We start from the raw sequence: 12,834 nt of genomic DNA, 5'->3' as shown, positions 1-12,834 counted from the left end.
TTAATGATGCGATTAGACTTAATCAGATTGAATTAACGCTAAAGAAAAAGCTGCCAAAGGGCAGCTTCTTAAGTGTCATCTATGCTCGGCGGTTAGCTTAGTTTTTCAATCTTAGCTGGCAGCCCTTGTCTGGCCGAAGCGCCACTTGCCCAATCCACCAGCGGGTAGCGGCCGTGGCGACTCGGATCAAACAGATTCAAGTCGTTCATATTGATGCCGACTCGGATCAGCGGATTGGCGGCGATTTTAAGGTTGTCGATCACTACGTCCCGCGCGCCGAGTTCCTTATGACCATAACCGTGTTCGATAGCGATACAGTCAGGGTGCACTCCGGCAACACATTCCACTAAGGCGATTACACTGCCGTTGGGCGTGCTGATCTTGACCGTGTCACCTGTGCTGATCCCAAGGCGAGTGGCGGTTTTTTCGTTCAGGCGCACCGGATTATTAGGGTGCACTTGGCGCAAACGATCCGAGCCAATACTCATAGAGCTCATGGTGTGGGATTTGTAACTACTGATCAGCAAAGGCCATTGTGATTTATTAAACGCCTTATCGAGCGGTGTGCCATTGGCTAAGGCGGGTTGATATAAGCGTGGGCAGCCACTCATAAATTCCCCTGTGAGACTGTTACGGCGACTGCCCACTTCGGGATTCCACAGCATCATAGGTTTTGGCCAAACCTTGGTTGGATTCCCCACTTCATCCCGTGCACCGCTCATATTTTCAAAGCGGCCGCCGCGGGCAAATAAGTAGCTGACTTTTTTGACTTCATCTGGCTTGAGTCTGGCGTTGAGCTCACTTTGGATACGACTCACACTGCTAAGATACATGTCCTCAGCGTTAATATCGGCGACGGCTTTACCCAAATAGGCTACATTGGCGGCGCCATAGAGTGAGTAATCCGCTGCGCGCGTTAACGGATGTAAGCTGCCATCGGCGGCCTTAACGGCATTTTCGCCAAAGCCGGGTAGTTGCAGTTTCATCGCCACTTGGCTTAAGAAAGACTCCATGCACACCACATCACCACTGGCCATCTTTGTGACCCTTGGTTCGACAATCGGCCAGCGACCTGTCGTTTCCTTCGTCAGAGTCCCATGCCACGAAGGGCTCCAACCCCATGACTCGTAAGTTAATGTGTCGGGCACGATATAATCCGATAGCGCCGAGGTTTCGTTAATAAAGCTGTCGATACTGATAAACAGTGGCAGCACTTTGGGATCTTTCAGTTGTTCACCAATGGCTTCACCTAGGCCCGCTTGACCATAAATCGGATTGCCCATGTGGTTAATCCATGCTTTGAGTCGATAGGGATAACCGTGCACCGCTGCGGTTAAATGTTCGCCAAGCAAGGGTGATGAAATCGGAAACCAAGGCTCCTTTGCAGGATAAGGCGATTCGCCCGCTTCGACTTTACGGCGATACTCTGAGGTTTTCTCGTAGGGGAATTTAGATCGCGATAGGAATACGCCCTTAGGCTCGACCATGCCGTCAAACTCCTGCAGATTATACCTTGGGCCTTTACCAAAGGCGGGAAAGGAACCGCCGGAAGCTAATGCGCCACCTTTTAAATTGATGTTACCTATCATGGCGTTGAGCATCATGATTGCCCACGCGCTATAAAAACCATTAGCGCTCATTGTACCGCCGTGGGAGATCACCGCAGCCTTAGTGCCATGGCTGGTAAATTTATCCGCGAGGGCGATAATTTGCGCCTCGCTGATATCGCACTCCTTGGCATAGTGTGCCATCTCGAAGCTCTGCGCCGCTTCGCTTAATAGCTGGAAGCTAGATTTAACCGCAATCATTCCCTTAGGTGTGTCGACGCTTTGGTCAACGTCGAGCTTAGCTTTCTGACTTTGGCTAGCCAAAACTATCTTGCCACTCGCGGCATCGACAACCAACTGCGAGTCTTGCTCGCCATAGGCTTTGCCGTCGAAAGGTAAGCCAAGATCGCTGGCAAAGAGATATTGGCCATATCTTGGATGGGGAGGTTCGCTGACGATCAAGAAACCTGCGTTACTGAAGCCACGGTAACCTGATGCTTTTGCGGCATCGACATTGGGCGCACTCAAAAAATCGGCGGCATAGCGCTGGTTATCGATAATCCAGCGCAACATGCCCATAGCGAGTGCCGAGTCGGTGGCGGGGCGGATCGGCAGCCAAGTGTTGTTGCCCGCACAAGGTTGATTCGAAGTATTGGGCAGCATGGGCGACACCACCACATAACTGAAATTAGTGTTATTCACCCGCGCGTTAGCCAATTGTCTTGCTTGGCGTTTAAAGGGATTGCCCGATTGCTGCGGTGAAGTGCCGATAAAGAGTAAAAATTCGCTATGGTCCCAATCGGGTTTCAAGTGGGCGTATTTTTTCAAATCATCCAATAAGGCGCCTGCTCCGGCGCGGTAGGTAAATCCACAGTAAGCGCCGTGGTTGGCAAAGTTTCGGGTGCCAAAGCTGTTGAAGGTGAAGCGTTTGATAATGGCATCGCGGCCTTCATCTGATGCGTTTGAGACCAGTAACTGATTAGCTTTAGGGCCGTATTCTGGATTATTGGCGTCGAGCGGCGTGGCGATATCACGAATCCCTCTTAGCCCTTCGACTTGGCCCTCACCAAATAAATCACCACCTTCGACGACTTCATTCAGCAATTGCTCAAAGCTAATGCTCTGCCATTGGCCGCTGCCGCGCTTACCCACGCGTTTAAGACATTGGGTAACGCGGTGTGGGCTATCTAATTGTTCTAGCATGGCATTACCGCGGGCGCAGGCGGTGGAACGTCCTTGCAGACCCTGTTCTTGAAAGGCGCTAAGCCCAACAAAGGCGGTTTTGATTGGCGTATCGAAATCGATATGTTCCCGCGATGACAACGGATGATAAGGATTACCGCTGATACGGATGATTTTATCGGTTTTTTGATCGATACGAGCGCGCACGCCGCATTTGGTCCAGCAACCTAAGCACATAGTATTGGCGATGCGTTGATCGTCATTGCTGATTAACTGGCCTGACTGTAAATCGACTTTGTATTCAGGTACTAAGGAATTGCCGTGCAGCGGATCTTGGGTTGGTTTTCCTGAGGTACCATTGACGACACCTTTACCTATTTGCGCTAATGTATGGCTATAACCCGCGGCAAATAATCCCACACCACCCGTTACAGCGGCCCCTTTGATAAAACGACGTTTACTCTTATCCATGATGGACTCCTTAATTCTGTAAACTAATTGGGTGCTCAGCGAGCAAGTTTTGCCGCAGGCGTGTGGCGAATAAGTTCGGAGACCAGCGCCATTAATGCTAACCAAAGGCCGAAGGTACCAGCTATGCCTAATAGCCCTTCAGGTCCCCAAGGCAGTTGATAGAGATAAGTCCCCGCGCCGTATTTAGGATCGGTTTGCGCTTGAATTAACACTATCCAGCGAAATCCCCACGCAAGGTGAATGGCCGTGAGGCTGACGACGATCATTGCCGCATTGGGTAAGTGACGAATGGCGAGCATTAATGCCAGCACGGCGAGTGTGATTAGCACCCAAATCGCGGCCAGTTGCCAGCTTGGGCTGGTTTCAAGCAATAATGCGGCTTCAGGGGCCGAGCCCTTATCGAATAACGCCCAGCCGATAAGGCATAGGGCGAATAGACCAAAACTCGCTCTTACCCAGAGTAATAGGCTGTCTTGGGTGCGCTGTTGGTAGCCCTTTAATAGTCGATTCAGTACCACCAAAGTGCCGCAGGCGGCGAGCAGGGCACTCATTGCCATCAAAGGTGGAAGCCAATAGGTATGCCACAGTGGCCGCGCCTTAATAGCCATGGTTTCCATGCCAGTGTAGAGGGCGATACTGCAGGCACTCAGGGCCGTGAACAGTGCGATCGGCTTGATGAATTTGTCACTGTTCCAATCACCGAATCTCAGTAATTGGCCTATTTTATTCACCCAATCTGAGTCTTGATTCGTGGTGTGCTTAGGCAGATATTGACGCAGTAGCAGCCAAGCAAATACTGCGCTGGTGCCCGAGAATACGGGCAGTAAAAAGGCGCCATACCACATCCAAGAATCAGGGCGAACTTGCGCATAAAAATGCCAAGCCCGCAGCGGTTGGTGTAAATCGGCGAGTAAGGCGATAGGAGCGACTATGCCTGCGGTTAACATTAAACAGGCGCAGAGCTTCAGCAATCTGTCATCGGGTTTGGGTTGGCTAAACAAATGTATTGTCGCTACCCATACGCTGGCGTAGGCGAGCCCCATCATAAAAAAGTATTGCACTGCCCAAGGTAGCCAAGTAATGGCGATATCTGGGGTAAAGATTTCTTTAATGACCATGGTGGATCTCCTCGCCAGTATCGGTAAGTAAGGTTCTAACGGGGGCTTGGCCGCTAATCTTGTCCTCAAAAGCGCTGCTCATGCCGATGTAGAACACCCGTGGCGCAGTGTTGGCCGTCGGTTTGAGCACCTTGATATCGGTTTTGTTGGCGGCAAGCAGTTGGCTTATCTGGCTGTTGGGATTATTCAGATCGCCAATCACACGGGCTTCTCCTACGCAGGTTTCGACACAGGCAGGCAGTAATCCTGCATCTAACCTATGGGCGCAGAAGGTACATTTGTCGGCGGTATTGGTGTCGTGGTTGATAAAGCGCGCATCATAGGGGCAGGCTTGTACGCAATAGCCACAGCCAACACACCATTCATTATTGACGACCACTATGCCGTCCTTGCGCTGGAAGGTCGCGCCCGTAGGACAAACTGGGATGCAGGGCGGGTTTTCGCAGTGATTACAAAGTCTTGGTAGCATTAAAAACGCAGGCGGAGTGGTATCTTCCTGCTGCGAGACTTCATACTGCTGCACTGTGGTGCGAAATTGCCCGAGGGGCGGTTGATTCTCGATAGTGCAAGCGACGGTACAGGCTTGGCAGCCCACACAGCGGCGTAGATCGATCACCATACCGTAACGTTTACCCACTTGGCCTTCGCTGGCACTGTGCATTTGAGGGCTGCGCTTATCATCCTGTGCATACACTTGCACGACAGGGATGAGTGCGGCGCCAACACTGACGCTGGCCATTTTGCCGAGAAACTGACGTTTACTCTTGTCCATACAGATTTCCTTCACTACTTGCAGATGGCGAATAAACTGGCTCATAGACCTAGAGTTAAGGTTTATGGCGAGGTTTACAGGCATTCTGTAAAAGGGGAGGCGGCATAACTATAGTGGTTTTCCACATATCGGGTGTGGACTTGATCTAGCGCAACAAATATCCGTTAGAATAGCCTTCAAAATGCTAGGGTTTTATTTTTTGTTACTTGAGTTTGGCCTTTTCTTAGCTTGAGTTGGACTTGATTTTAGTTTGAGTGACTGGGGATAAAGGATTGCACTTCATGTTATTGAGGATGATGAAAACTGTGTTTCGCTTCGCTGTATCGGTCAAGTGTCCGTTATCGATTCTAAGCACTCCACATTCCGTGGCAATACCGAGAAAAAAGCCAAGGAACGCAGTGTTATTCCTATGCTTGCTGGCTTCAGTTAAGGTGTTTGCTGCGGAGCCACTGAATCAAAGTGCGCATTCGGGATTAACTGACCCTGAGGTTGTTGCTCAAGTTGCTATCGAAGAGCCCAGTTATCAAGTGGTCGATGTTGGCGTGTTAGCCATCCGCGGTTATAAGGCAACCATCAACCGCTGGCAACCTTTGATGGGGTGGCTCGAAACCCAAATTCCCAACAGTTACTTTAGGTTACATCCTCTCACCCTCGATGAGTTAGCCAAGGGCGTTGAAACCCAAGGGCTCGATTTTGTGATCACCAACCCAGGGCAATCCGTGTTGCTGGCGCGGCAATATTCCCTCACTTGGTTGGCGACCCTGCGCAGTCCGTTAAATAATGGCGCGGCAATGCAAGTGGGCTCGGCGCTGGTGGTGCGCGCCGATTCACCCTATCACACCTTAAGTGATCTTAAGGGACGTCGACTCGGGATCGTATCGAAAAATGCCTTTGGTGGTTACTTGACCTTAGTGTACGAAGCGCAGCTAAAGGGTATAGATTTACCTCGTTTTGTGGGAGAGATCATTCCGCTGGGGTTCCCGCTAGATAACTTGATTTATCAGTTAGATAACCGAAAAAATTCCACAGAGCGACATCAACAGTTAGATGCTGCGGTCGTGCCCGTGTGTCAGCTTGAGCAGATGCAAACGGAAGGCCTTATTAACATCGCCCATTATCGAGTGCTCGATAATCAAGCGCCTGCGGGATTTAATTGCCAAGTCTCGACTCACCTTTATCCCAACTGGTCTATGGCAAAGACCAATCACGCCTCCCAGTCTCTGGCTAAAAGTGTGACTCAAGCTTTGCTGGCGCTGCCCGAAGATCATCTCGCCGCTAAGTCTGCTGATTCTGCGGGCTGGACCACGGCCGTGAGTCAGCTTGCGATCGATCAACTGCTTAAAGATCTCGATATGCATCCTTTGCAGGCACCATGGTGGCAAAGGGCGTGGCAGTGGATCAAGTTACATCAACAATGGGCTTGGCTTGTTTTGGGGATTTTGGTTTTACTCAATGTGTATCATTTTTGGCTTGAATACCGCTTTAGTCGCCGCGGCCGTGAGTTGATTAACACTCAGCGTCAGCTCAATGAAAACCGTGCGTTACTGGAACATGCACAGCGTATTGCTATCGCGGGCGAGCTTGGCGCGAGTCTCTCCCATGAACTCAATCAACCTTTGGCGGCGATTGGCCATTATTGTCATGGCGCCGAAGTGCGATTACAGCGGGGGACGAGCCCTGAGGAGTTGCAATCTGTATTGGCGCTGATCCAGCAGGAAGTTACACGGGCCGACAGCATTATCAGCCGTTTACGCAATCTGTTGAAGAAACGGCCCGTATCAAAACAACCTTTGTACTTGCATGAGCTGGTCAATGAGACTGTGCCGCTACTCGCCTATGAGTTTGAACAACATCAAATCAATCTTGCCGTAAACGTGAGCGGCGAGCCCTATTTACAGTCCCTCGATGAAGTCGGCATGCAGCAGTTGTTGCTTAACCTGCTGAAAAACGCCGCCGATGCCTGTGTTCAGCGGCTGGAACTTGAACCCAGTGGCACAGAACAGATCATCACGCAAAAGCCCTATGCGCCGACGATCGATATCGATCTTCGCTACCAAGAACGCACACTCTTGCTGACAGTCACGGATAATGGCACGGGTTTAACCGAAGCCGCCAGCCTGCTGATGCAAGCCTTTTATTCCACTAAATCAGAGGGATTAGGTTTAGGCTTAGTGATTTGCCGCGATATTGCCGAGAGCCATGGCGGGACGTTTAGCCTAGAAAGCGCTATGGGTGGCGGTTGCCAAGCGCAGGTGGCTATACCGCGTAAACCTGAACCTAATGGAGCACTTTAATGAGTCTTGCGTTACCTGTGTATTTAATCGATGACGATGACTCAGTGCGTCGTTCTTTGCGTTTTATGCTCGAAAGCTATGGCCTCAAGATCACCGACTTTGATAGCGCCGAAGCCTTTTTTACCGCCGTAGACTTAACCCTGCCGGGTTGTGCGCTGGTCGATGTGCGTATGCTGGGCTTGAGCGGCCCGCAGTTGCATCTTGAATTAGTCGCCAAAAATAGTCCGTTAGCGGTGATTTATTTGACCGGCCATGGCGATGTGCCTATGGCAGTAGAAGCGCTCAAACTCGGTGCGGTGGATTTTTTCCAAAAGCCCGCCGATGGCGCTAAGTTAGCCGAAGCGGTCGTCAAAGCGTTGGAACATGCTAAAACGCATTATCAAGACAATCAGTATCTTGAGACGTATCAAGCGCTCACACCAAGGGAGCGGGAGATACTCAACCTGATTGCCCAAGGCCTGAAGAACCAAGAGATTGCCGATAGCCTCTGTATTGCCATGCGCACGGTCGAGATCCACCGCGCCAATTTGATGAAAGGCATGCAAGTGGGATCGCTGGCGGAAATGATGCTGATTTATAGCCGGATCGCTGATCGCCTGCGCCTTGAAGATAACCGCTAAAATTTACCTTTTACTGCGCTAATTGCCGCTTTGTTAGCCGCCTATTTTGGCTAAGTTGTCGTATCATTGGCGGTTAGTATTGGCTTTGCTAGTAGCTTAGTTCTGGGCTTAAAGAAGAGCTTAGTTCTGGGCCCAATTCTGGGCGTAAAGATTGTGAGCCATGGCATTAGTGCAGCGCCGCTTAATTGCCAATACACCGCGATTGCCTTATTTTAGGGGCACTATTTTTAGGTCATGATTTTAAAATCACTTTTTACAGTGCTTTTTAAGGTCTGTGGCCCTCTTGGATTGTTTTCTCTTTGTCCTGTAGAAGGCTTCTGCAGCTTAGATAAGACTCTCCCGTTTGCATAAGGAATGAAATGGCAAGCTTGATTCGTATTGTGCTGATTGATACGCACCTTCCGGGCGTTGTGGAACTCGCCCTCAATGGCCATACCAACATTTGTGGTACTAACGCCTCGGGTAAGACGACATTACAACGTCTAGTCCCTGTTTTTTATGGCGAATACCCAAGCCGCGTGGTGCCTTCGACCCGCGACAGTTTCGAGCGTTGGTACTTGCCACACGATTCAAGCTACATCATTTACGAATATCAAAAAGCCGATGGGTTACTGTACCAAGCCGTGCTGGCCTCGGCGGGCGATGGCAAGGGCGTTAACTATCGCTTTATCGCCAAAGGTTTTGAGCTAAGCGATTATATTAAATCGCAAAACGGCGACATTATTCTGTGCCATACCATGGCGGAATTAGGCCGTGATTTAAAACGTGCCGGCATCGCCACCACTAACTTGCTCAACACCCGCGAATATCGCGCCATTATCCAAAACGATCGCACCCTATTAAGCACGGGCAGCAACCGCAGCGAACTGCGCGGCTATGCGCGCCAATTTGCCCTGTGTGAGGGCGAGCATTCCCTGCGCCACATCGAAAAACTCGCCAAAGCGGTGCACTCCAAAGAAGGTAAGATGGAGACGGTCAAATCCATGATCGCCGCTATTTTGGAGGAAGACGGGGTTAATCCGCCCAGCTCTCGCTTAAATCCGCAGCGCGTTGAAGCGTGGATCCGTGAAAGCCAACTTATCCAAGGGTTTGAAGTCATTCGCCCTGAGTTTGAAAAACTCGAGCAAGAATTTAACCAATTGCTCAGCGCCGAACTGCGCTTATCAAGCTTGTCCCGTGGTTATCGTAACGATGAAACCTTAGAAGCCGATCGCCAAGATATTCAGCAAACCTTATCTAAAGAGCTGAATTTAAAACTCAGATTGCTCGATGATGAATGGAAAGAGCAGCGCGATGAGCTCAACCTCGATTTATCGGCTGCCAAGGGCGATGTGGCCAAGTGCGAGTATGAACTCGATGCCATTGAAGATCAGCACAGCGCCTTTTTAGATGCCAACATAGAGCAAGCTAAGGCCGATCTTGAGATGCTGCCGAATTGGCGCACCGATGTTGAAAACTTAAGTGAACGCCATAAGCTGCAAACCGAGAAGCACCAAGATATCGAGGCGGCCTACAATGCCCGTCGCAGTAAGATTGGTGAGCAGTTAAACCGCGAGCTAGAAGGTTTGCATGCCGACCAAGACAAGCAGCGTGAAGCCCGCGATAAACAACGTGAAGTGGCGCGCACCGATATTGACGCCCTAGAGCTGCAATGGCGCAACCAAATGGATGCGGGCAAGGCTAGCTTTAGCGAGCAGGAATACCAATTCAAACTCACTGCCGCCGAACTTAAATTACGTGTCGATGGTGTGACTTACACCGAAGAAGAAAAGCTGAGTCTCGCGATTTTCGACGAACGTATTCATCGTGCCGACGAAGAACAAGAAAGCTGCAATGCCAAGGTTGAGCGCTTAAGCAGTGATGAGCGCAAGCTCAGAGCCAAACGTGACCAAGCCAACGAAGCCTTGCGTATCGCCACCTTAAGGGTGAATGAGCGTCAAACTGCGCTGGATGAACTGCACCACATGCTGTTCCCGCAATCCCACACCCTATTGGAGTTTCTGCGTAAAGAATCCCAAGGCTGGGAGCAAAGTTTAGGGAAAGTGATCGCGCCTGAACTACTGCATCGCACTGATTTACATCCAAGCTTAGTGACTGAATCGAGCGAAGCTTTCTTTGGCGTGCATTTAGATCTTAAAGCGATCGATGTGCCTGAATATGCCGCCTCCGAACAAGAGCTGCGTATTCGGTTAAGCAAAGCCGAAGAAGCCCACACTAGTGCCCAAGAAATGCAGGCCGAGGCCGAATCTCAGCTGGTGGCCATTAATGGCGAGTTGGATAATCTCAGCCGTGAACTGACCTTTGCCCGCACGGCGTACAAAAATAGCCGTGACGATCTGCGTCGCCTATTTGATGAAAAGCGCAGCGAGCAAGAGAAAATCAACAAAGCATTGAGCGAGCGCAAAGCCCATGCGGGACAAAGACTGACTCAACTCGATGGTGAGCTAAAACAACTTAAACATCAGCACGAACTCTGGCTCGAAGATCAAAAAGAGCAAGCGCTCGAAGCGCGCATGGAAAAGAATGCCTATTGGCAGGAAGTCATCGGCGCGCTCGACAACCAACTCGGCCAAATTAAAGCGACTATTGAAGGACGCCGCGAAAGCGCCAAAATCGAGCAGAAAGCCTGCGAGACTTGGTACAAAAACGAGCTTAAATCCCGCGGTGTGGATGAGGATAATATCCTCAAACTCAAGCAACAAATTCGTGAGTTAGAAACCAAAATCAGCCGCGCCGAGCAGCGTCGCAGCGACGTACTGCGCTTTGACGATTGGTATCAACACACTTGGCTTGCGCGCAAACCTAAACTGCAAACTCAGCTTAGCGATGTGAAGCGCGCGGTATCGGAAATCGATCAACAGCTTAAGGCGAAAACTCAGGATGTTAAGGCCCGTCGTCAACAACTTGAAACCGAGCGTAAAGTGTCCGATGCGGCGCAGGTTGAAGCTTCTGAAAACTTAACTAAGTTACGTGCCGTAATGCGTAAACTCGCCGAGCTTAAGTTACCGACCAATAACGAAGAAGCCCAAGGCAGCCTAGGCGAGCGTCTGCGGCAAGGTGAGGATTTGCTGCTAAAACGCGATTACCTGATGGGTTCGGTGAAGCAATATGTAGAGCATTTCGACTCAGTGATCGCCAGCAAGTCAGGTTCTGGCCTTGCGGAAACCTGGGAGCGTGCCCGCGAAGAATCGAGCTTTATCAACGACAAAGGCATTCGTCTGCTGGATTACCGTAAGTTAGTGCCACAGCTTGAGCAATTGCTGAACGTGATCGTGCCGCAATCGATTACTGCGCTGCGTGAGCAGGGGCGGATTTTCGGCGTCGACTTAACCGCTTTCTACGATGTGTTAGCCGATATCGACCGCCGCATTGCCTCCCAAAGTGCGCGTATTACCCGCGAAGTGGGCGAAGAGTTATTCCTCGATGGCGTGTCTGAATCGGCTGTACGTATTCGTTCGCGCATCAGTGAGTTAGAGTTCTGGCCTGAGCTTGAACAGTTCGTCAAAGCCTTTAAACATTGGAAAGCCGATGGCTTTAATGGCTTGCCCGATGAGGATTACACCAACAGCATGCGCCGCGCCTTGGATATTATCGGCCGCGCCGCGTTAACGGGGGGCATCTCTAAGTTGCTGGAAATCGAGTTGCGCCTTAAAGAAGGTAACAGCGATCTGATTATCCGCACCGACAGACAGCTTAACGAATCCTCAAGCCATGGTATGGCGTATCTGATTTTGTGTAAGTTCCTGTTGGCATTCACGCGCTTGCTGCGTGGCCGCGCCGATGTGACCATTCACTGGCCAATTGATGAGTTGGGCACTTTGCACCATACCAACGTGAAGAAGATTTTTGACGCCTGCGAAAACAACAATATTTGTGTGCTGGGCGCCTTCCCGAACCCAGAGTCCGAGGTGCTGAACTTGTTCGCCAACCGTTACATTATCAACAAACAAACTAAGAAGTTGCAGGTGGTAAAACCTAAGGTCAACCCAATTGCCGACATGTTGAATAAGCGTTTGTCGAAGGAGGCCATCTAATCATGCTTGAATTAAAACAAACCAAGATGTTGCAGGTGGTAAAACCTAAGGCTAACGTGAAAAGCGCAATTGCCGACATGTTGAATAAGCGTTTGTCGAAGGAGGCCATCTAATGAGTGATGCAACCCAAACCGTATTAGTTGGCACTGGCGCTTTGATTGAGCTGTTACTCAAGGGCGAGTTTATTTGCCGCACCACTAATGAAGAAGGCTGGCGCGCCCTTAAAAATAGCAGTACCCGCGAGCGGGTCGAGGCCTATCTCAATCAAATCAATCGTACCGTGGCGTCTGCCGCTGAAGGTGATGTGTTCTTCTGCGGTTATTTGCAGCTCGGCGATAGCGAACGCAAAGTGATTTCATCGCAGTTTAAAGATATCTGTCAGGCATTGATCCCGCTGGTGGAATGGTTGGTATTAGTGCAAGAAGCCAGTGGCCAAGATGCGCCGCTGAGCGAAGGTGCGCCCGTGCGTTTAACCGAGCTGCAAAGCCGCATCGAAGACACGCCAGCGTTTCGTGAGCAGTTAGCCAAACTCAGCCAATATCGTCTATTTGGCTCGACCAGTACCAACAGCGATGCGCAAATCAAATTAGTCTTCAAACGCTTAGTCGAACTCGGCTATTTAGTACGACCCAATGCGGAGAAGCAAATCTATATCGCCACGGGCAAGCTGGATTATCTGTATGAAGTTATTCGTTTTATCGATGAAACCGAAGGTTTAAGCCTAGAAGCGCAGGCAGAAACGGCGACCCAGCGGGACTTGATATAATGTTGGCACTGTTAACCCTAGGTAAAAGCT

General features: G+C 50.5%; 7 protein-coding genes. 4 read left to right on the top strand and 3 right to left on the bottom strand.

The window, feature by feature from the left end:
• Positions 1–92: 92 nt before the first annotated feature.
• Genes RA178_RS18855 through dsrO form a run of 3 tightly spaced genes read right to left on the bottom strand, consistent with a single transcriptional unit; the run spans position 93 to position 5,090 of the window.
• Positions 93–3,200, bottom strand: a complete 3,108-nt coding sequence (locus tag RA178_RS18855; RefSeq protein WP_306683330.1) for a tetrathionate reductase subunit A — start codon at positions 3,198–3,200, stop codon at positions 93–95.
• Positions 3,201–3,235: 35 nt separating this feature from the next.
• On the bottom strand, positions 3,236–4,318 hold the full coding sequence (gene nrfD, locus RA178_RS18850; RefSeq protein ID WP_306683329.1) for an NrfD/PsrC family molybdoenzyme membrane anchor subunit: 1,083 nt from the start codon (positions 4,316–4,318) through the stop codon (positions 3,236–3,238).
• The gene (dsrO, locus tag RA178_RS18845; protein WP_011790755.1) at positions 4,308–5,090 is read right to left on the bottom strand and encodes a sulfate reduction electron transfer complex DsrMKJOP subunit DsrO; all 783 of its coding nucleotides are present in this window, start codon (positions 5,088–5,090) and stop codon (positions 4,308–4,310) included. Before dsrO ends, nrfD begins: the two co-directional genes overlap by 11 nt.
• Positions 5,091–5,371: 281 nt before the next feature.
• Between dsrO and RA178_RS18840 the strand changes: the two genes are divergently transcribed.
• From RA178_RS18840 to RA178_RS18825, 4 genes are all read left to right on the top strand, one after another.
• Positions 5,372–7,384: a sensor histidine kinase gene (locus RA178_RS18840; protein ID WP_306683327.1), complete on the top strand. Its 2,013-nt coding sequence runs from the start codon at positions 5,372–5,374 to the stop codon at positions 7,382–7,384.
• Positions 7,384–8,004: a response regulator transcription factor gene (locus RA178_RS18835; protein ID WP_306683325.1), complete on the top strand. Its 621-nt coding sequence runs from the start codon at positions 7,384–7,386 to the stop codon at positions 8,002–8,004. The genes RA178_RS18840 and RA178_RS18835 overlap by 1 nt, the downstream gene beginning before the upstream one ends.
• A gap of 359 nt (positions 8,005–8,363) precedes the next feature.
• Positions 8,364–12,038, top strand: a complete 3,675-nt coding sequence (locus RA178_RS18830) for an ATP-binding protein (protein WP_306683323.1) — start codon at positions 8,364–8,366, stop codon at positions 12,036–12,038.
• A 112-nt stretch (positions 12,039–12,150) separates the two neighbouring features.
• A complete protein-coding gene (locus RA178_RS18825) occupies positions 12,151–12,804 on the top strand; it encodes a hypothetical protein (protein ID WP_006080105.1) in 654 nt (217 codons plus the stop codon).
• Positions 12,805–12,834 lie beyond the last annotated feature (30 nt).

The organism is Shewanella oncorhynchi, assembly GCF_030848765.1.
GTDB classification, from domain to species: Bacteria; Pseudomonadota; Gammaproteobacteria; order Enterobacterales; family Shewanellaceae; genus Shewanella; species Shewanella oncorhynchi.
This window is presented reverse-complemented; position numbering and strand designations above follow the sequence as displayed.

Excerpts from the sequence above, each read along its gene's own strand:
- RA178_RS18825 (WP_006080105.1), top strand. The coding sequence starts at position 12,151 with ATGAGTGATGCAACCCAAACCGTATTAGTTGGCACTGGCGCTTTGATT.
- RA178_RS18835 (WP_306683325.1), top strand. The coding sequence starts at position 7,384 with ATGAGTCTTGCGTTACCTGTGTATTTAATCGATGACGATGACTCAGTG.
- RA178_RS18855 (WP_306683330.1), bottom strand. The coding sequence starts at position 3,200 with ATGGATAAGAGTAAACGTCGTTTTATCAAAGGGGCCGCTGTAACGGGT.
- RA178_RS18840 (WP_306683327.1), top strand. The coding sequence starts at position 5,372 with ATGTTATTGAGGATGATGAAAACTGTGTTTCGCTTCGCTGTATCGGTC.
- RA178_RS18830 (WP_306683323.1), top strand. The coding sequence starts at position 8,364 with ATGGCAAGCTTGATTCGTATTGTGCTGATTGATACGCACCTTCCGGGC.
- dsrO (WP_011790755.1), bottom strand. The coding sequence starts at position 5,090 with ATGGACAAGAGTAAACGTCAGTTTCTCGGCAAAATGGCCAGCGTCAGT.
- nrfD (WP_306683329.1), bottom strand. The coding sequence starts at position 4,318 with ATGGTCATTAAAGAAATCTTTACCCCAGATATCGCCATTACTTGGCTA.